General features: G+C 40.8%; 19 protein-coding genes. 8 read left to right on the plus strand and 11 right to left on the minus strand.

Going from position 1 to position 18,908, the window contains the following annotated elements:
- Positions 1-41: 41 nt before the first annotated feature.
- Positions 42-413, plus strand: coding sequence for a hypothetical protein (locus tag AC1M9I_RS13510; protein ID WP_092768555.1), 372 nt, complete (start codon positions 42-44; stop codon positions 411-413).
- A gap of 9 nt (positions 414-422) precedes the next feature.
- On the plus strand, positions 423-1,100 hold the full coding sequence (locus AC1M9I_RS13515) for an LrgB family protein (RefSeq protein WP_035270007.1): 678 nt from the start codon (positions 423-425) through the stop codon (positions 1,098-1,100).
- Between the two features lie 75 nt (positions 1,101-1,175).
- Here the strand turns inward: AC1M9I_RS13515 and AC1M9I_RS13520 are convergent, their stop codons facing one another.
- The 4 genes from AC1M9I_RS13520 to AC1M9I_RS13535 all read right to left on the minus strand — a co-directional run bounded on the left by AC1M9I_RS13520 (position 1,176) and on the right by AC1M9I_RS13535 (position 4,379).
- A complete protein-coding gene (locus tag AC1M9I_RS13520) occupies positions 1,176-2,027 on the minus strand; it encodes a symmetrical bis(5'-nucleosyl)-tetraphosphatase (RefSeq protein WP_092768500.1) in 852 nt (283 codons plus the stop codon).
- Positions 2,028-2,840, minus strand: a complete 813-nt coding sequence (gene rsmA / locus AC1M9I_RS13525) for a 16S rRNA (adenine(1518)-N(6)/adenine(1519)-N(6))-dimethyltransferase RsmA (RefSeq protein ID WP_035270009.1) — start codon at positions 2,838-2,840, stop codon at positions 2,028-2,030. It lies immediately after the preceding gene.
- A 30-nt stretch (positions 2,841-2,870) separates the two neighbouring features.
- Positions 2,871-3,851, minus strand: a complete 981-nt coding sequence (gene pdxA, locus AC1M9I_RS13530; protein WP_228133293.1) for a 4-hydroxythreonine-4-phosphate dehydrogenase PdxA — start codon at positions 3,849-3,851, stop codon at positions 2,871-2,873.
- A gap of 105 nt (positions 3,852-3,956) precedes the next feature.
- Positions 3,957-4,379 carry a hypothetical protein gene (locus tag AC1M9I_RS13535; RefSeq protein ID WP_035270015.1) on the minus strand — a complete coding sequence of 141 codons (423 nt, stop codon included), beginning with the start codon at positions 4,377-4,379 and terminating at the stop codon, positions 3,957-3,959.
- 211 nt (positions 4,380-4,590) lie between these two features.
- On the opposite strand from AC1M9I_RS13535, the gene rplM reads away from it, so the two are divergent.
- The 5 genes from rplM (at position 4,591) to AC1M9I_RS13560 (ending at position 8,069) form a co-directional block, all read left to right on the plus strand.
- The gene (gene rplM, locus AC1M9I_RS13540) at positions 4,591-5,019 is read left to right on the plus strand and encodes a 50S ribosomal protein L13 (protein WP_035270016.1); all 429 of its coding nucleotides are present in this window, start codon (positions 4,591-4,593) and stop codon (positions 5,017-5,019) included.
- Positions 5,020-5,031: 12 nt separating this feature from the next.
- Positions 5,032-5,418, plus strand: coding sequence for a 30S ribosomal protein S9 (rpsI, locus tag AC1M9I_RS13545; RefSeq protein WP_035270019.1), 387 nt, complete (start codon positions 5,032-5,034; stop codon positions 5,416-5,418).
- 869 nt (positions 5,419-6,287) lie between these two features.
- Positions 6,288-6,941 (plus strand): glutathione S-transferase N-terminal domain-containing protein, encoded by a 654-nt coding sequence (locus tag AC1M9I_RS13550; protein WP_481595106.1) that lies wholly within the window; start codon positions 6,288-6,290, stop codon positions 6,939-6,941.
- Positions 6,942-6,962: 21 nt separating this feature from the next.
- Positions 6,963-7,397 (plus strand): ClpXP protease specificity-enhancing factor, encoded by a 435-nt coding sequence (locus AC1M9I_RS13555; protein WP_035269488.1) that lies wholly within the window; start codon positions 6,963-6,965, stop codon positions 7,395-7,397.
- 21 nt (positions 7,398-7,418) lie between these two features.
- On the plus strand, positions 7,419-8,069 hold the full coding sequence (locus AC1M9I_RS13560; RefSeq protein ID WP_035269490.1) for a hypothetical protein: 651 nt from the start codon (positions 7,419-7,421) through the stop codon (positions 8,067-8,069).
- Positions 8,070-8,113: 44 nt separating this feature from the next.
- Here AC1M9I_RS13560 and AC1M9I_RS13565 read toward each other — a convergent pair whose 3' ends face one another.
- From AC1M9I_RS13565 to AC1M9I_RS13590, 6 genes are all read right to left on the minus strand, one after another.
- Positions 8,114-10,063, minus strand: a complete 1,950-nt coding sequence (locus AC1M9I_RS13565) for an acetyl/propionyl/methylcrotonyl-CoA carboxylase subunit alpha (protein ID WP_481595107.1) — start codon at positions 10,061-10,063, stop codon at positions 8,114-8,116.
- An 83-nt stretch (positions 10,064-10,146) separates the two neighbouring features.
- Positions 10,147-10,977, minus strand: a complete 831-nt coding sequence (locus tag AC1M9I_RS13570; protein ID WP_481595108.1) for an enoyl-CoA hydratase/isomerase family protein — start codon at positions 10,975-10,977, stop codon at positions 10,147-10,149.
- 14 nt (positions 10,978-10,991) lie between these two features.
- Positions 10,992-12,149: an acyl-CoA dehydrogenase family protein gene (locus AC1M9I_RS13575; protein ID WP_481592318.1), complete on the minus strand. Its 1,158-nt coding sequence runs from the start codon at positions 12,147-12,149 to the stop codon at positions 10,992-10,994.
- A 136-nt stretch (positions 12,150-12,285) separates the two neighbouring features.
- Positions 12,286-13,899, minus strand: coding sequence for an acyl-CoA carboxylase subunit beta (locus tag AC1M9I_RS13580; protein ID WP_092768482.1), 1,614 nt, complete (start codon positions 13,897-13,899; stop codon positions 12,286-12,288).
- A gap of 31 nt (positions 13,900-13,930) precedes the next feature.
- Positions 13,931-14,812: an SDR family oxidoreductase gene (locus AC1M9I_RS13585; RefSeq protein ID WP_481595109.1), complete on the minus strand. Its 882-nt coding sequence runs from the start codon at positions 14,810-14,812 to the stop codon at positions 13,931-13,933.
- 72 nt (positions 14,813-14,884) lie between these two features.
- Entirely contained in the window at positions 14,885-16,690 is a 1,806-nt protein-coding gene (locus AC1M9I_RS13590; protein ID WP_481595110.1) for an acyclic terpene utilization AtuA family protein, read from the minus strand.
- Between the two features lie 154 nt (positions 16,691-16,844).
- Between AC1M9I_RS13590 and AC1M9I_RS13595 the strand changes: the two genes are divergently transcribed.
- Positions 16,845-17,447, plus strand: coding sequence for a TetR/AcrR family transcriptional regulator (locus AC1M9I_RS13595; protein WP_481593999.1), 603 nt, complete (start codon positions 16,845-16,847; stop codon positions 17,445-17,447).
- 52 nt (positions 17,448-17,499) lie between these two features.
- Here the strand turns inward: AC1M9I_RS13595 and AC1M9I_RS13600 are convergent, their stop codons facing one another.
- Positions 17,500-18,663: an acyl-CoA dehydrogenase family protein gene (locus tag AC1M9I_RS13600; RefSeq protein WP_481595111.1), complete on the minus strand. Its 1,164-nt coding sequence runs from the start codon at positions 18,661-18,663 to the stop codon at positions 17,500-17,502.
- Positions 18,664-18,908 lie beyond the last annotated feature (245 nt).

Below are 18,908 nucleotides of genomic sequence, written 5' to 3' on the forward strand. Positions count from 1 at the left end.
TCAGTTAAAACGTGATAAATAATGTTAAAAGTATAATCATGATGCAGTGGATGAAAACGATAGATTGGCCAGCATGGATTGGCACCATAGTGCTTATTATTGGCTTCCGAGAAGGTTCAGTTTGGCTTATGACTCAATTGAATCATCCCGAACTGGGCAATCTTGTCGGGTTGCTTTCCTTACTACTTGTACTGTTTGCTTGGCGTAGATTTGGCACTCTTCCAACCAGAGTTGTCGATGTAAATAATAAAATCATGAAAGAAAGTGCTTTCGCATTTTTACCAATTAGTGCTGGGGCATTGGTTATGTTGGTTCATATGGGTAAAGAAATTCCTCTTTTTTTACTCGTACTCACGTTAAGTACACTTATTCCACTTTGGGTTTACGCCAAAATGGCAAAACGCTGGTTATAGGAGAGAAATATGCTCGCAATTTTAATCGGCTTTGCTATTACGTTATTCGCCTATTTAATTTCAAAACCCTGTAACCGTGTCGTACCACAGATTCCTGTAATTGTATTCGGGATGTTCTTTGTGATCGTCATCTTACTGATTATTGGTATTCCTTATGATCACTACATGAAAGATGTCAATCCGATTTTTGATCATTTATTAGGATACGTCACAGTGGCTCTCGCGATCCCACTTGCAGCGATGCGTTATGACGATTTACCACTAAAAGGCATTTTAGGAATATTAGTGTTTGCTAGTGTCAGTGCTGTCGCATTGCCTATGGGCTTAGCGTATCTACTGCATATGGCAGATTCGACCATTATGGCTTTCGCTACACGTGCAGTGACAACACCAATCGCAATTAATATTGCGACCTTACTCCATGCACCAATTAGCTTAGCCATTTTAATCGTTATTTTATCTGGCGTGATTGGCGCAGCTTTTTCACCACTCATACTACGTCATATTAATGATGAGCGTGCCTCAGGCTTAGCACTCGGTTTAGCAGCCCATGCGATTGGGACAGCTCAAGCTTGGCAACGAGGCAGTGTAGCTGGTCGTTATGCTGCATTTGGTATGGCGGTAAATGCAACGTTTACAGCCGTTTGGCTCCCTACTTTTATTCACTTTTTAAAAGCGACCTCTTGATATACCCACAACTGAAAATAAAAAAGCCACTGATGAGTGGCTTTTTTATTAGACGAAAACGACCAAAAGTAGATTCTATGCAAACATAGGATTATCTACAGCAAACATTTGCTGATCTTCAAGACGATACGCCATTAATTGATTGCCCCAGACACAACCACCGTCAACATTCTGAATATGCGCAGATATTGTTTTGCCCTGTAAGGCAGCCCAATGTCCAAAAATGACTTGATGAGTTTGAGCAGCTTTTGACTCATATTCAAACCATGGCTGATAGCCAGCTGGCATCGGCTCATCTAAAGCATCTTTAAAACTAAATTCAAGTCGACCCTCTGGATCAGTCAAACGCATACGGGTTAGATAATTCACGATACATCGTAAGCGCTCATATCCTGTTAAATCATCTGACCATAATGTAGGTTCTTTACCATACATTTCTTTCAAAAATGCATCCAGAACATCAAAATCATCATGCGCAATAACCGTTTCAACCTCTTGAGCAAACTGTTTCACTTGCTCTACTGTCCAAATATGTGGAATACCCGCATGTGTAATGACAATATTTTCATTTGGACATAAACATAAGGGTTGTTTGCGTAACCAGTCGATTAAATCATCACTGTCAATCGCATCAATCACATCACGAGTATTGTCTTTCTCTTTAATCTCTTTAATGCCCCTTGCGCCCGCTAACAAGGTCAGATCATGATTACCCAAGACTGTCGCAGCAACGCCTCGATCGACCAGTTTCTTGATAAAACGTAAAGCGCCAATCGAGTTTTCACCACGTGCGACTAAATCACCCGCAAACCATAAAAAATCCTGATCAGGATCAAATTTGATTTCCTTGAGTAACATTTTCAAAGCTTCAAAACAGCCCTGAACATCACCAATCACGTAATTATATCGAATGTTTTCACCAGCCATTTATGCATCTACCATTTGATCTGCAAGTGCAACAAATTGAGCAAGTGTTAATGTTTCTGGACGCGCCATTGGATCAACACCAGCTTTTTCAAATCCTTCCTCTTGCAACATGCCTTTTAAACTGTTGCGAAGTGTCTTACGGCGTTGTGTAAATACATGGGAGACTAAACGTGCCAAGGCTTTTTCATTCTTCGCCACTATTGGTTTTACATCATACGGCTCTAAGCGAAATACCGCAGAAGTTACTTTGGGTGGTGGATTGAACGAACCAGGTGGCACTTCAAACAAGAATGTCGGTTTACAGTAGTACTGAATCATGACTGATAAACGACCATATTCTTTGGTATTTGGTGATGCCGTAATACGATCGACCACTTCTTTTTGCAACATGAAGTGCATGTCTTTGACTTTGTCACCAAACTCTAAGAGATGAAATAACAAAGGTGTAGAAATGTTATAAGGTAAGTTACCGACAACACGCAACGGACGACCATCAAACAGTTCAGTGAAATCGTAGCGTAAGGCATCAGTTTCCACAATAGTTAAACGTTCAGGATGCGGTACACGACCGGGTAATCCAGCTGCTAAATCACGGTCTAATTCAATGACAGTCAAAGCATCACATTCACCAATTAAAGGCGATGTTAAAGCAGCAAGACCTGGACCAATTTCAACAATATTGTCACCAGTACGCGGGTTCACCGAACGCACAATTTTGGCAATGACACGTTGGTCATGTAAGAAGTTTTGACCAAAACGCTTACGCGTGTGATGCCCTTCATCTTTCGGGTTTAAGGCATTAATCTGATACATAAAGATTTCCAACGTGTAATTAAGACAAGATCACTGACGCGCTAAATCGAGCGCTAAGTCCACAGCCACCTGTAAGCTCGAGCTTTTCGCAAGTCCAGTACCTGCGAGGGAGAGTGCTGTGCCATGATCGACAGAGGTGCGAATAAACGGCAAGCCCAAAGTAATATTAATGGCTTCACCAAATCCTTGCGATTTTAACACAGGTAATCCCTGATCGTGATACATGGCTAAAACTGCATCGGCATCTTTTAAATTTTCTGGTGTAAATAAGGTATCTGCAGGCAGACATAAACTCATGTCTATCCCTTGCGCACGATAGCGTTCAAGTACAGGATTAATCACTTCGATCTCCTCCACTCCTAAATAACCATCTTCACCTGCATGAGGATTTAAACCGCACACCAAAATTTTGGGAGATTCGATTTTAAATTTTGATTTTAAATCATGAATCAGAATGTCGATGACCTGATGCAAGCGCTCAGCTGTAATCGCATCCGCAACCGCACGAAGGGGTAAGTGCGTGGTTGCAAGTGCAACACGTAAGGTTTTGGTTGCCAGCATCATGACCACGCGTAACACACCAGCAAACTCTTGGTAAAACTCAGTGTGACCACTGAAATGAATACCTGCCTCATTAATCACTGACTTTTGTACAGGTGCTGTCGCCACGCCAACGCTTTTACCTGACATCGCATAATCTGCAGAACGGCGGAGTTGCTCTAAGACATAACTCGCATTTTGAGCATTTAACTCACCCAGTACTACTCTTTCATTTAAAGGAATATGTTCCACATAAAGCTGACCCACTTTTGACGATGTTTGTTGCCCTTGATACTCAATCACTTCAACTTCAAGATGAAGTATTTCTGCACGTTGCTTGAGCATTTGTATATCAGCAAGCACGACGAGTGGACGCTCATCCAGACGTTGCGCAAGGCTTAAACAGATATCAGGACCAATTCCAGCAGGCTCACCGCTGGTGACATACAAAGGAAGCATAACGATCATCATTCAAGGATTTTTATTATTTTAATACAGATCGAATGTGCGATGTTCAACAATCCCAAAATGGTAAAATCTTAGCCCTCTGATTTTTTAATCGTTCTTTTGAGTCTTTTAGCGCCAATCCATACGAAATCTTGCATCTAATAGACCAATTGCATGAGCCATCTCGGATACACATACAATCACGATAACGAGGAACAAACCTAACAAAAGAATCCGTCCAATCGTTGAACGCACTGAATAAAACGCTGAGTCTTTAATGCACAAGAAACCAAAGCCACCGATTGAATAAATAAACCAAGGGAAAATCATAAAATGTGCATACATTGAATATATAAGAATGACACTCAAAACATCGATTCCATAAATAGCGCCAAACACCACGCCTAACGCTAAATATATTCCGAGAAAAATAAATAAAAATCCGGTCAAAAATTTCGTCACTTTACTCACTTTAATTTGATCATGGCGTGAAGATAAATCTGAATGATGAACAGAATGAGAGAAACGATCATTATTATTTTGTGAACTCATCAAAACTCCGAGCTATTATTATGATTATTTCCTCATTCTAAAAGAAATTGATTAAATAAACCGCTATACTTTTCAATCTAAATTAAATAGAATATGCCCCTCGAAATCTTAATATTTTGATTGTGGTTCTAGTGTTTTTCCGCTAGAATTCGCTCTCCTTTTTGTTTGGACAGATTCCACCGTCCAAACCAACTATAATAGGTAGTGGTTAATGAAAACTCTCAGCGCTAAGCCAGCTGAAGTTCAACACGACTGGTACGTTGTTGATGCTTCTGGCAAAACTTTAGGTCGTCTTGCGACTGAAATCGCACGTCGTTTACGCGGTAAGCACAAAACTTCTTATACTCCTCACGTTGACACTGGTGATTACATCGTAATTATCAATGCTGAGCAAGTTCAAGTAACTGGTAACAAGTCACTTGATAAGAAATACTATCGCCACACTGGTTTCCCTGGTGGTATCCGTGAAACTAACTTTGAAAAATTAGTTGCTCACAAGCCAGAAGAAATCTTCCAACGCGCTGTAAAAGGCATGTTGCCAAAAGGTCCTCTTGGTTATGCTATGATCAAGAAAATGAAAGTGTATGCTGGTGCTGAGCATCCTCACACAGCTCAACAGCCACAAGTTTTGGACATCTAAGGGATACAGCACATGGCTACTAACTATGGTACAGGTCGCCGTAAGACCGCAACTGCACGTGTTTTCCTATCTGCTGGTACTGGTAAACTCGTTATTAACAACCGTTCTTTAGAACAATACTTCGGTCGTGAAACTGCTCGTATGGTTGTACGTCAACCACTAGAGCTTTTAGATGCTACTGAGAAATATGACCTTTACATCACTGTTGCTGGTGGTGGTATCGGTGGTCAAGCTGGCGCAATCCGTCACGGTATTACTCGTGCATTGATCGCTGCTGACGAAACTTTAAAACCTGCTCTTCGTCAAGCTGGTTTCGTTACTCGTGATGCTCGTGAAGTTGAACGTAAGAAACTTGGTTTACGTAAAGCTCGTAAACGTCCACAATTCTCTAAACGTTAATTCGTTTTCCGAATTCGGACAAAAAAACCTTGGCTTATGCCAAGGTTTTTTTTCATCTTTATATTTTCCCTTACTCATGAAAATCAGTCGTACACGATACTTTAAAATGAATATTAAACTCTGATATCAATAAAAAGACGCTAGTTTTTATTGCTCTATTTTGACTGACTTAAACAAACATATGCTTAATCATCTATCCCAATTTGAGGATTGTTAACTTTTATAACTTCATTAAAAAATACTTTCATGCAGTTTTTTAAATTAAGAGGATAAAAATGTTAAATAGGGAAATATGTTTATCATTCGCCGTAGCCGCTACAATATTCGGTACATCCAATATTGCACAAGCAAATAACTCACAATCAATAGATGCTTTAGCCGTGTGCTGGCAATCCAATACGGGTAAGCATGTTTGTGATGGACCTATACAAAGATTAATGTCTTCATATGAAAACATAAATAAAGCATTAGAGTTAGTTGGATGCTCAGATGGATATCCTGTACAAAATAATAGTCTGGTACATCGATCTTTAGGTCAAAAATTCTCAGTGGTTTACAAGTGTGGCTATAAACTTAGACCTGGCGACACAAGTGCATTAACTAACAATCGCGACGTCCGTCAATGGTGGAGTGGAATCATACATTAGTGCACAAGGCCGATTTAAAGATCGGCTTTTTACATCGCTTTGGATAAAAAAGTTAAAGATTGAATTTCAACAATGCAAGGATAGAAGTTAATAAAAAACGTTCCAGACATAAATACGAATCAATATAAAATCCAAGTGTTTTAATATGCATCGCTCATTAAACGATGATTTTAGCGTGCTTTTTTAGTATCCTTATCTATTCATTAATACTTTGATTGGAATATGTCAGTCGAAACCACCCCATTACAAGGCATCACCATTTATAGTCATGCAGATGACTTTCGATCGCATTGGATTCGCTTCTTACTGGCAGAAAAACAAATTAAACACAATTTATTTATTATCGACGAAGACAACGAGGATCTTGCGAGTTTAAATCCATACAATCGACTCCCGATGATGATTGAAAATGAGTTAAAACTTTTCAATACATCCATCATTTCTGAATATTTAGATGATCGCTATCGTCAGAATAAGTTATATGCAGATGCTCCTGCTCCACGTGCAGAACAACGCCAATATATATGGCGTTTTGAAAATGACTGGTTAAAACTTGCAGATGATATGTTGCGCCACCCAGACACACTTGATGTTGACGCACAAAAGGCAGCCCAAAAAAAGTTAAAAGATACGCTTATCTCGCTGACACCTTTGTTTCAGCACTATCCTTATTTCATGTCTGAACAATTTACAATTTTAGATTGCATGTTGGCACCGATTTTTATACGGTTAAGAACGATGGGTATTGAGCTTCCAAAGCAACAATGCCGCCCGTTTTATTTATATTGCCAGCGTGTTTTCAGTCGTCCAGCCTTCATTAAGTCCATGACGGTTCAGGAAAAAAATCGTTATAGTCCTGAATTAAAATCCGCTTAAAAAAGCAAAAGAGTGAGTCACATGTCTGATCAAGAAATCAAATTAAGTCCAACTCGCCCGTATTTAGCACGTGCGATTTATGAATGGATTTGCGATAACAATCTCACCCCATATCTACTGGTAGATGCCACACAGCCTTATACCGATGTACCTACACAGTTCGTTCAAGACGGTCAGATTGTTTTAAATATCGTGCCACATGCTGTGCATCAACTACACATGAGCAATGAAGCGATTACCTTTTCTGCACGTTTTGGTGGTGTTTCCAAAGATATTTATGTGCCAATCAATGCTGTACTCGGGTTATATGCAAAAGAAAATGGTCAAGGATTATTCTTTGATCCTGATGAATATGCCAATGCACAAACGGATGAAAATCCGATAGAATCTAAACAGCAACAAAATCAAGAAAATGAAGCACCAAAGAAAAAACCGAGTTTAAGAATTTTGGATTGAAAAAACTTACAGGAGAGTTGAATGGCTTTTGATTTAGTACAATATTTTGTTGAGCAGACCAAAATTCAAAAGCCTCAGCTGTTGAAACAGTATCCAGCTGAACAACGGCATGAATATCTCAATGAATTAAATATCTTAGCTTTAGGTAAACTCATCAGCCTATGGCGTAAAGACGAAAAAAAAATATACCAAGAAATTCATGCCGCTGACCAACTTTATATTCAAGAAGTCGCACGGCATTTGACGACATCTCAACATAATCAGTCTACGCTGTCTCATCAAGAACTTGAAACTGCGACATCAGAGATTTTGACCTTACAGCTTAATGAACTTAAACAACTTGATGTAACAGGTCATTATCAACTACAAGGCATGAATGAATTACTTCAGGGTCAAGTTGAACATCTCTCTGGTAAAGCAAAAGATTGGGTTTGGCTAACAAATAACCTAAATGAGTTGATTGGTTCTCAACCTGTCATTCAAGAAGAGATATCATTAGACCAAACGATGAAGGAGTTTCATGACATGGTCAATCAAGTTCAACATGATCACCACGATGTTGCTGAGCCAGAAGTAGTGGCTACACCAACTTGGGCAAAAGTTTTAGAACCTGTAGTTGCGATTGCAATTCTTTGGGTGCTTTACTGTGCCGTACAAACAGTATTTGCATAAATCCGGTCATAAAAAAAGCCATCGTTAGATGGCTTTTTTATTGCTTATTCAGCATCAACCTCAATATTCATCAAGATTTGACGTTTTTTCACTTGCTGACCAACTTGTCCTACGATTTCACCCACAACACCGTCGACATCTGACTTAATTTGCTGTTGGATTTTCATCGCTTCAAGAATCAATAATGTTTGCCCTTTAGTTACACGCTCTCCAGGTTGAGCAATGACATTTATAATTGCACCATCCATTGGGGCACGAATTTTACCATCCCCTGCCACATCGGCAGTCTCAGGTGGTAAATAGGTAATATTTTCCACCATGACGTTGCCATTCGCGCGATCTAAATAAACAAAATTACCATCAAGAACATAGTCGATTCGACGTCGAATTCCATTAATGCTATAAATCAATTGCTGTGTATTTTGCGCTACAACCTCAATCGACTGGCTTTCACCACAGGTTTCAACACTCACTGAAAGACCATCACGATGCACAATGAGATCTAACTTTTGATCATCATATCGAAGTTTCAGTGGTAATGCTGAAGAAACTCCTGTGTTCCAATCTGTTTGCGCAGATGCATTTATCAACAACGCTGCAATCAATGCTAAGCTTTCTAAATTTAGACTCTGTTTATTCAAACTCACATCACTTTGGAAATGCTGTTGAATAAAACCAGTGTTCACATCACCCTCCACCACAAGTGGATGACGTAATAAGTTAACTAAAAACTCCTTATTACTGTTTACACCTAACAGTACAGAATCATTTACAGCACGTGCAAGTAAACGAATCGCATCGGTACGTGTTTTGCCATGTACGATGATTTTAGCCACCATTGGATCGTAGAATGGGCTAACTTCATCAGTTGGCATCATACCGTGATCGATACGTACGCCTTCTAAATCCGAAGGTTGCCAACGCAATACTTTGCCTGTTTGTGGTAAGAAGTCTTGGCGTGGGTCTTCTGCATATAAACGCACTTCAATGGCATGACCATTCATAGTCAATTCTTCTTGCTTGAGCGGTAATGTTTCACCGTTTGCCACACGAAGCTGCCATTCCACAAGATCAAGACCTGTAATCATCTCTGTTACAGGATGCTCTACTTGCAAACGTGTGTTCATTTCTAAGAAATAAAACTCACCTGATTGATCTAGTAAGAATTCAACCGTACCTGCACCCACATAGTTACAAGCTTTGGCTGCGGCAACTGCGGCATCACCCATGGCTTGACGTGTTTCTTGTGTCAATACTGGACATGGTGCTTCTTCAACCACTTTTTGGTGACGACGTTGAATCGAGCAATCACGTTCAAATAAATACACGTAGTTGCCATGTGTATCACCAAAGACTTGGATTTCTACATGGCGAGGCGCAATCACTGCTTTCTCGATAATCAGCTCACCCGAACCGAACGCATTTTCTGCTTCAGAACGGGCAGTTTTTAACGCTTCAAGCAAATCAGCTTCTTGATGTACAAGACGCATACCACGTCCACCACCACCTGCTGATGCTTTCACCATCAATGGGAAACCTACTTTTTTCGCTTGATCTGCTAAAAAGTCGATGTCTTGTTGGTCGCCTTCATAACCCGGTACACATGGTACGCCTGCTTCGATCATGGCGATTTTAGACAAACGCTTGCTACCCATGAGCTCAATCGCACCTGCAGGTGGACCGATAAAGATAATGCCATTTTCTGCACATGCTGCAGCAAAATCAGTATTTTCTGATAAGAAACCATAACCCGGATGCACCGCATCTGCGCCAGTTTTCTTACATGCTTCGATAATATTTGGAATCGATAAATAAGATTCTGATACTTTTGAAGGACCGATATAAACCGCTTCATCTGCGACTTGTACGTGACGCGCATTTTTGTCGGCATCTGAGTACACAGCAACGGTTTCGTAACCTAAGGCTTTTGCTGTACGCATCACACGAGCAGCAATTTCACCACGGTTTGCAACTAATACTTTTGTAAACGCCATAGTTCCACCAATTTTTTAGGCTCCTCTGATCTTGAGGAGCGTATCCTTTTTAATTCACATTCATACAGGCGTTGGAATGTGGTTTATTCTGCCCAGCTTGGTTGGCGTTTTTGAATAAACGCCATTGTGCCTTCCATGCCTTCTGCGCTTGCCACGGCATCTGCAAATTGACGTGCTGCATCATCAAGTAACGGCCCCAATTCTTCTTTGGTGGTACGATGTAATAATGCTTTGGTTGCACGCGATGCCAATGGCGCACAGCGTTTAATTTGGGTAATGGTTTCTTCAAGTGCTGATGCAAGTTCAACTTCATCTGCAACCACTTGATGCACAATCCCCACCTCTAAAGCGGTTTGACCCTTAAAGCGCATACCTAATAAGGCTAAACGACGTGCTTGAGTTAAGCCAACACGTGTCACCACAAACGGTGCAATTTGTGCAGGTAAAATCCCTAAGCCAGTTTCAGGTAAGCCAAATTGTGCTTCTGCATGCGCAATTGCAACATCAGAGACACATGCCAAACCGAAACCACCACCGAGTACAGCACCTTCAAGTACAGCCACAACCGTTTGTGGTGCTTGATCGACTTGCTCAATCAACGCACCAAAGGTACGGTTAAATTCGGTATATGGTGTGTTGTTTCCCACTTCCATCGCTTTAGCACGGATACCCGCCATATCTTTGATGTTTCCACCTGCACAGAAATGACCGCCTTTACCACGCAAAATTACAGCGCGTACAGACACATCATCTTTGATCGCAGCAAATACCGCTTGCATCGATTGCACCATCTTTAGACTCATCGCATTACGGCTTTCAGGATGGTTTAACCATAAGGTTAAAATGCCACCGTCTTGCTCTAGGATGATGCTGCCATCAACTTCTAAATTGGCAATTGAGCTTGATAATGTCATATCAGATCTCCTGCTTATTTTTTCTTACCAGGAAGGATGTCCATCATCTTACAGATAATGCCAAGCATGATTTCGTCTGCACCACCACCGATCGAAACTAAACGACCATCACGGTAGAATTGTGCTGCTGGGTTGTCTGCCATAAAGCCATTACCACCCCAGAATTGTAAGCAGCTATCTGCAACTTCACGTGTTAAACGACCTGCTTTCAGTTTTGCCATAGACGCCATTTGCGTTACGTTTTCGCCTTCGATATGTAATTGGCAAGCACGATAGGTTAATGCTTTCAGCGCTTCAATTTCAGTCATGAGTTCAGCAAAACGGAAATGGATATATTGGTTGTCAATTAACGGCTGACCAAATGTCGTACGCTCTTTAGTGTACTGAATTGTTTTTTCGATACATTGCAACATACCACCCATGGCGTTAGCAGCACCCCACATACGCTCTTCTTGGAACTGAAGCATTTGCATCATAAAGCCCATGCCTTCTTGACCCACTAAGTTACGCTGTGGCACACGTACGTTGTCAAAGAACACCTGTGCAGTGGTACTTGAACGCATACCTAACTTGTCTAATGGCTCAGAGAATGTAATACCCGGTGTATTTGCAGGAACCACAATCATTGATTTGTTAAAGTGTGGCTTACCATCAGAGGTATTCGCTAATAAACAGAAGAAGTCTGCTTGTAGAGAGTTTGTAATCCACATTTTGTGACCATTGATGATGTAATCATCACCATCTTTAGTTGCTGTGGTTTTTAGTGCTGCAACGTCAGAACCTGCTTGAACCTCAGATACTGCAATCGCTGCAACTTTTTCACCTGCAACTGCTGGCGTTAAAAACTCATCACGTAACTCTTTAGAACCAAAACGTGCAATCGCAGGCGTTGCCATATCGGTTTGTACACCCATCGCAAGTGCAACACCACCAACATTGATACGACCTAACTCTTCTGCAACCACCAAGTTATAAGAGTAATCGAGTGCCAAACCACCGTTTTCTTCAGGTTTACAAATACCTAATAAACCCAAATCACCCATTTTTTTGAATACTTCATGAATTGGGAATCGACCCGCTTTTTCCCATTCTGCTGTAAATGGGTTGATTTCGTTTTCTACAAATTGACGTGTTGTACGGCGTAGCGCTTCATGTTCTTCAGTAAATTTCATTTTTGTCTTCCTTAAAATTTCAATATTTTTTAATCTTTAATCTCCCTTGCGAAGCCATGCTTCTCACCACTTTAAAAAGAGGGGGAATTCCTCACTTTTCACAGGGATGAGGAATATATTCCGCAAGAGGGATTTATTAGAATCTTGGCACACCAAAACGTGTTGGATTCAACTCACGTGCTTGTGATTCATTAATCGTTTGCAATAAGAAAATTAGCAATTTACGTGTATCACGTGGGTCGATAATGCCATCATCATGCAACATCGCTGTGTTGAATAATGCAGTCGATTGCGACTCTAATTTCATTGCTGTCGATTGTTCTAAGAAATCTAACATTTGCTCATTTGGCTCCATGCCAGATTCACGCTGTTTTGCTTCTGCAACAATACGAAGAACTTTACCAGCTTGCGCACCACCCATTACCGCAACACGAGAGTTCGGCCATGAGAAGATAAATTGTGGGCCAAGTGGACGACCACACATCGCATAGTTACCTGCACCGTATGAACCATGTGCAATGATCGAAATCTTCGGCACTGTACAATTCGCAACAGCTTGGATCAGTTTAGAACCATGTTTAATGATGCCGTTTTGTTCTGCATCTGTACCCACCATAAAACCTGTGGTGTTATGCAGGAATAAAATTGGGCGTTTGGTTTGTTCACATAATTGAATAAACTGCGCTGCTTTTGCTGCACCTTGTGGCGTAATTGGGCCATTATTAGTAATGATGCCTAAGTGCATACCACCGACTTTTGACCAACCACACACTGTATGTGAGTCATATTCGTTTTTGAACTCGAAGAAATCAGAATCATCAACAATACGGGCAATGATTTCTTTCATATCCAAAGGTTGTTTTGGATCTGAAGGAATGATGCCAAGCAATTCTTCTGCCGAGTAACGTGGCTCTTTATATTCTGGTGTTTCAAGCTTAACTTGCTCTTTCCAGTTTAAATGCTTAAAGATTTCACGTGCGATACGGATACCATCAGCATCATTTTCTGCTAAGTATTCTGCTGTACCTGCCACTTGTGCATGCATTTCTGCACCACCCAATTCTTCAGCAGTTGCCACTTCCCCTGTTGCTGCCAATAACAATGGCGGTCCTGCAAGCAACATTTCAGTTTGCTTACGTACAGTAATCACATAATCAGAAAGACCCGGTTGGTATGCACCACCTGCTGTTGCGTTACCATGGACTACAGAAACTTGTGGAATTCCTTTTGCAGATAAACGTGCTTGGTTGGCAAATGTTGTACCACCGGCAGTAAATACTTCTGCTGCGTAGTTTAAGTTTGCACCACCACTTTCTGCCAAAGTAATGATTGGTAATTTTTGCTCTAACGCAATTTGGTGTAAACGAAGGCTTTTGTGTACACCCATTGGGGCAATCGTACCGCCTTTGATCGCACTGTTATTGGCAGCCACCATACAACGTGTACCATTTACAAAACCAATCCCTGCAATGATCCCGCCACCTGCTTCTGAACCATCTTTATCATCATGCATCTTGTAACCCACAAGACCACACAACTCTACAAATGGAGAATCTGCATCGAGCAACATACGTACACGCTCATGCGGTAAAATCTTTCCTTTTTTATCAAACTTAGGCTTAGCTTTATAAGAACGATCTAGCGCACTTTTTTGAATCGCTCGAATCTCTTCAATTTGCTCGAGCAATTTCGCTTTATTCTGTTCAAATACTTCGCTTCCTACTGCAACTTCGGACTGAATCACTGCCATTCCGTTTCCTCCTTGTTCCTTATAATCTCGATTAATTCTTTTCGTCTTTTTTCTTTAGTACATCTGGAATAAATGCACGGTGGAAGCCGTTATAAGACTCACTATTTTCTGCAGATGATAATGGGAATACGCGTGTACCTTGTGAAGCCGCACCATCGATACGTACTGTCATCCCTGAAACAAAGTTGGCCGCTTCAGAAAGTAAATACACAATCGCTGAAGACACTTCCGATTCTGTTCCCATACGTTGTAAAGGCACATTGCCTGAAAGGTTTGGGATAATGAATTCTGCGACAGGGCCTGAATAGGTATCCATCCCTGATGAAATAATCCAACCCGGTGCCACACAGTTTACCCGCACACCTGATTTACCCCATTCCACCGCAGCCGTTTTGGTCAGGTTATCAACACCTGAACGTGCTGCACCTGAGTGCCCCATACCCGGCATACCGCCCCACATATCTGCTGCCATATTGACGATGGCACCACCATTTTTTACCATCCACTGGTTATAGGCTTCACGCATAAGATAGAAGGTCGAATGTAAGTTATTACGGATGACCGCATCAAAACCATTGGCAGAAATACTTTCTAATGTTGATGGGAACTGACCACCTGCGTTATTCACTAAACCATCAATACGACCGAATTTTTCGATCACTTCCGCAATCATTTTTTTAACTTGTTCTTCTTCGCGGTTATCACACACGATGCCATGTGCACGACCACCATCTTCAGTGATTTCAGCAATCACTTTTTCAAGTTTTTCGATCTTACGACCTGTAATCACCACTTGCGCACCAAGTGATGCAAGCTCATGCGCCGTACAACGACCAATGCCCGAGCCACCACCTGTTACAATCACGACTTTGCCAGCGAATGCATCATTTCTAAAAATTGATTGATAACCCATTGCGCATATTTCCATTTTTAATTGATGTAAATTGTTTTAGATTGGGCACCATGGCGATGCCCAAATTTATGCTTACAGTAAATCTGCAGGCACTTTCACTGGCATATCTAATAATTGCTGTGCAAAGGCTTTACCTTGTGGGTCAATACGTAAACTTGCAACACCACCACCACCAAGCGCATCAATTAACAAGAAGTTAAGTGCATTTAAGCCCGGCAATTCATAGCGACGTACTTCGCCACCATTACCACCTTCAAACACATGCTTCATATATTCCGCAACATTCGCTTCAGTTAAAGATGCACGAATCCAAGGTAAAAATTCTGGTTTACGTGCAAGTACACCGATGTTGCTGTAGTTACCTTTATCACCACTACGTACATGTGCAACTTGTACTAAAGGCACTTCAACTTCATTACCTGTTAAAGTTGCCACTTCACCTGCTGGAATGGTTGGGATTTCTTGTGGTGCTTCACCATGCGGAACATCAACTTTATGACGCTCGCCATTGATATCCACCTCGATATTTAATTTCGATTTTTCTACCAAGAACGAGAATAATTTAATTACTGGAGATGGTTTTGGACGCCCCCCCACAATCCCTGTTAATGCAGGTGCCATACCTGTAGAAGCTTGTGCAATTTCAGAAGCAAAGAACATACATGCTTCTTTAAACATATGTTTAACGGCAATTTTCACCACAACTTCACGTGGATTTTGCACACGTCGGTTTGCACCATAAGTTGTTTCCGTACCTAAAATCTCAATAGATTTTTCAGTAAATGGTGGAATTGAACGAAGCGCCATTACACGCTCAACTTTATTTAAAATTGCATTAGAAACGGCATAAGCTTTTTCTTCTGCATCTTGGCCTGCAAGTAAGAAGCTGACTAATACACGGTTACCATCAGGATAGGTCGTGCTTACTTTGTAGTGTTGTGTTGGCGCTGTACCTTTTGCACCTGTCACAAGTACACGATGCACACCCACTTGCTCAAGTTTGACTTGGCTAAAATCAGCCGTTACATCAGGCAATAGATAAGCTTGTGGATGACCAATCTCATATACAATTTGTTCGCCTACCGTACCCGGAGATACTAAACCACCTGTACCATTTGGCTTAGTCACCACAAATGATGAATCTGCTTTCACTTCAACAATTGGGAAGCCCATATTGTCAAAGCCTTCAACCAAACGCCAATCTGTGAAGTTACCGCCAGTACATTGTGCACCACACTCAATCACATGACCTGCAAGTGCCGCTTGTGCCAATTTATCGTAATCTGCTAAATCCCATTTGTATTCATGCAATAAAGGCCCAATCACCACAGCCGAATCCACAACACGACCTGTAATTACAATATCTGCACCTAAATCTAAAGCATCACGAATCGCTACAGCACCTAAATATGCATTACTACTTGCGACATGTGGAGGAAGATCCTCACCATTAAACATTTCTTTTATATTTTGTTTTTGAAGTTCAGCGTGCTGATCCATTAAATCATCACCAAGTACCACCGCAACTTTCAAATCCAAACCAGCATTTTTGATCACTTCTTGAAGTGCATCACGGCATGCCAATGGATTTACACCGCCAGCATTACTTACAACTTTGATTTTCTTGTCCGCAATTTTGTTGATGAGCGGTGTCATAACACGACTAACAAAGTCCAATGCATATCCATGAGAAGGATCTTTCATTTTGGCTTTTGCCATGATAGACATGGTGATTTCTGAAAGATAATCAAATACTAAATAGTTAATATCCGACATGTGTACCAATTGAAATGCAGCTGTGTTGGTATCTCCCCAGAAACCTGAAGCACAGCCAATTTTTACAATTTTTTGTTCGTCCTGAATATTTGTCATAACCATCTCATTATTCTGTTTAGAATTTGAGCTTAATCTACCAAGCAAGCGCTTGGTTTGTAAAGTGCAAAATGTTATTATTATTTGCAAATCTGCTTATTGCGCTAAAATTTGCATGGAAGCAACGCGTTTAGAAAACAAAATAGGATAAAATAACAAGATGATCGCGACCTCTATTGACCAAATTCAACCAATAGCCTGCTTTGACGATACACCACGTGGTCGTTTACTTTTGGGGGCAGCTTATTTATTCCATAAACAAGGTTATGCCAAAACCACTGTTCGTGAACTCGCTCAGTTTATTGGTATCCAATCTGGAAGTTTATTTCATCATTTCAAAACCAAAGACGATATTTTGGCACATGTGATGGAACAAACCATCATTTACAATCACGCTTGCCTTGAAAGTGCCATATCCACTTCAGACCATCCAGAGCAACAACTCAAGGCTCTGATTAAAGCTGAACTCGATGCGATCTCTGGGGATACAGGTTCCGCTATGGCTGTATTGGTCTATGAATGGTTTTCACTTTCTGAGGAAAATCAGAAGAAACTATTAAAATTAAGAAATGATTATGAAGAGATATGGCTGAGTGTCATCAAGGTATTACATGACAAAGGCAAAATTAAGCACGATCCTTTTATCTGGCGAAGACTGATTGGTGGGTCAATCGCTTGGACCGTAACTTGGTACAATCCAGAAGGGAAAATGTCACTTGATGAGTTAACCAATATCGTCTGGGATATGGCAATGAATGCTTAACTTTATATCTGATCAATTAAAAAAGGTGGCTTTAGCCACCTTTTTATTTCTTTTAGAAGCCCAGCTGTCGGCTTGCCAAATCTTTCATAATTTCCTCAGCTCCACCGCCTATCATATTCACTTTAACTTCGCGATATATACGTTCAGATTTCATGCCACGCATAAAGCCCATGCCGCCTAGTGTTTGAACGGCTGCATCAGCACAGAATTGCATAGTTTGCGTTGCTACGTTTTTGAGCATACAAATTTGTGCAATCATTTCATTCCCCTGAAGTTCAGGACGACCCATTTTATATGCCGTATCTTCAAGTAAAGCGCGAGTCGTTTGTAAACGTGTTGCCATATCTACCAATTTATGACGAACCACTTGGTGATCAACCAAACGCTTACCAAAAGTACGTCGCTGTTGAGCCCAATCTAAAGCTTCTTCATAACAAACTTTTGCATAACCATAACTACTCGCAGCCAAGAAAAATCGTTCCATATTGAAATTATTCATGATAACAAAGAAGCCCATATTCTCAGGACCAATCAAATTTTTTTCAGGCACTTTAACTTGATCGAAGTGCAAATGAGCGGTATCAGACGCCCACCATCCCATTTTATCTAACTTCGTTTTTGTAATACCTGGCGTATGGGCATCAATCAGTAGCATTGAGATACCATTGGGTCCCTTTCCTTCAGGATCAGTTCGAACGGCAACAGTATAGTAATCAGCACGAATACCAGAAGTAATAAATGTTTTTTCACCACTGACTATATAGTAATCACCTTCTTTTACTGCTTTTGTTTTAAGTGCTGCAACATCAGAACCTCCGCCTGGTTCTGTAATTGCTAAAGCAGAAATCTTCTCACCTGATAAGATTTGTGGCAAAACCTCTGCTTTAACATCTTCACTTGCAAAGCTATTGATTGGCGGTGCACCGATCATATGTGAAAGTAAGGAAGCGATTAACCCACCTGATGCCGCCTTTGCCAACTCCACACATCCCAATAAAGTATAGAATGCATCTGTATCTGGGATACCACCGTATTTTTCATCAAAACCTGATGCCATCAATCCAACTTCTGCAGCTTTTTTGTAGAGTTCTCGTGGAAAAATTTCAGCTTCGTCCCACTCATTTACATAGGGAATAATTTCTTTTTCTACAAATTTTTTTACTGCATCGGCAAATGCAAAGTGTTCATCTGTGTAATAGATCGGATTGTATTGCATCAACTATGTCCCTGAAATTATTTAAATCCTCATAGGCATACTGACATTTATTGTTGTTTTTTTAATTGCAAGAATCATCAATCTTTTGGCATAAATTAACTGAATGGAGCTTCTTATTTAATTACAAGGGTTTAATTATTTTCAAATTCGATTTTTTTCACATAAAAAAACACCCCCTTCTATTGAAGGGGGTGTTTAGAATAATGAGCTGGCGATGACTTACTCTCACATGGGTAACCCCACAC

This window comes from Acinetobacter sp. ANC_7553 (assembly GCF_056779895.1).

Bases quoted from the DNA above. Each gene is read 5' to 3' on its own strand.
- AC1M9I_RS13510 (WP_092768555.1), top strand. From the start codon at position 42: ATGCAGTGGATGAAAACGATAGATTGGCCAGCATGGATTGGCACCATA.
- AC1M9I_RS13515 (WP_035270007.1), top strand. From the start codon at position 423: ATGCTCGCAATTTTAATCGGCTTTGCTATTACGTTATTCGCCTATTTA.
- AC1M9I_RS13520 (WP_092768500.1), bottom strand. From the start codon at position 2,027: ATGGCTGGTGAAAACATTCGATATAATTACGTGATTGGTGATGTTCAG.
- rsmA (WP_035270009.1), bottom strand. From the start codon at position 2,840: ATGTATCAGATTAATGCCTTAAACCCGAAAGATGAAGGGCATCACACG.
- pdxA (WP_228133293.1), bottom strand. From the start codon at position 3,851: ATGATGATCGTTATGCTTCCTTTGTATGTCACCAGCGGTGAGCCTGCT.
- AC1M9I_RS13535 (WP_035270015.1), bottom strand. From the start codon at position 4,379: ATGAGTTCACAAAATAATAATGATCGTTTCTCTCATTCTGTTCATCAT.
- rplM (WP_035270016.1), top strand. From the start codon at position 4,591: ATGAAAACTCTCAGCGCTAAGCCAGCTGAAGTTCAACACGACTGGTAC.
- rpsI (WP_035270019.1), top strand. From the start codon at position 5,032: ATGGCTACTAACTATGGTACAGGTCGCCGTAAGACCGCAACTGCACGT.
- AC1M9I_RS13550 (WP_481595106.1), top strand. From the start codon at position 6,288: ATGTCAGTCGAAACCACCCCATTACAAGGCATCACCATTTATAGTCAT.
- AC1M9I_RS13555 (WP_035269488.1), top strand. From the start codon at position 6,963: ATGTCTGATCAAGAAATCAAATTAAGTCCAACTCGCCCGTATTTAGCA.
- AC1M9I_RS13560 (WP_035269490.1), top strand. From the start codon at position 7,419: ATGGCTTTTGATTTAGTACAATATTTTGTTGAGCAGACCAAAATTCAA.
- AC1M9I_RS13565 (WP_481595107.1), bottom strand. From the start codon at position 10,063: ATGGCGTTTACAAAAGTATTAGTTGCAAACCGTGGTGAAATTGCTGCT.
- AC1M9I_RS13570 (WP_481595108.1), bottom strand. From the start codon at position 10,977: ATGACATTATCAAGCTCAATTGCCAATTTAGAAGTTGATGGCAGCATC.
- AC1M9I_RS13575 (WP_481592318.1), bottom strand. From the start codon at position 12,149: ATGAAATTTACTGAAGAACATGAAGCGCTACGCCGTACAACACGTCAA.
- AC1M9I_RS13580 (WP_092768482.1), bottom strand. From the start codon at position 13,899: ATGGCAGTGATTCAGTCCGAAGTTGCAGTAGGAAGCGAAGTATTTGAA.
- AC1M9I_RS13585 (WP_481595109.1), bottom strand. From the start codon at position 14,812: ATGGGTTATCAATCAATTTTTAGAAATGATGCATTCGCTGGCAAAGTC.
- AC1M9I_RS13590 (WP_481595110.1), bottom strand. From the start codon at position 16,690: ATGGTTATGACAAATATTCAGGACGAACAAAAAATTGTAAAAATTGGC.
- AC1M9I_RS13595 (WP_481593999.1), top strand. From the start codon at position 16,845: ATGATCGCGACCTCTATTGACCAAATTCAACCAATAGCCTGCTTTGAC.
- AC1M9I_RS13600 (WP_481595111.1), bottom strand. From the start codon at position 18,663: ATGCAATACAATCCGATCTATTACACAGATGAACACTTTGCATTTGCC.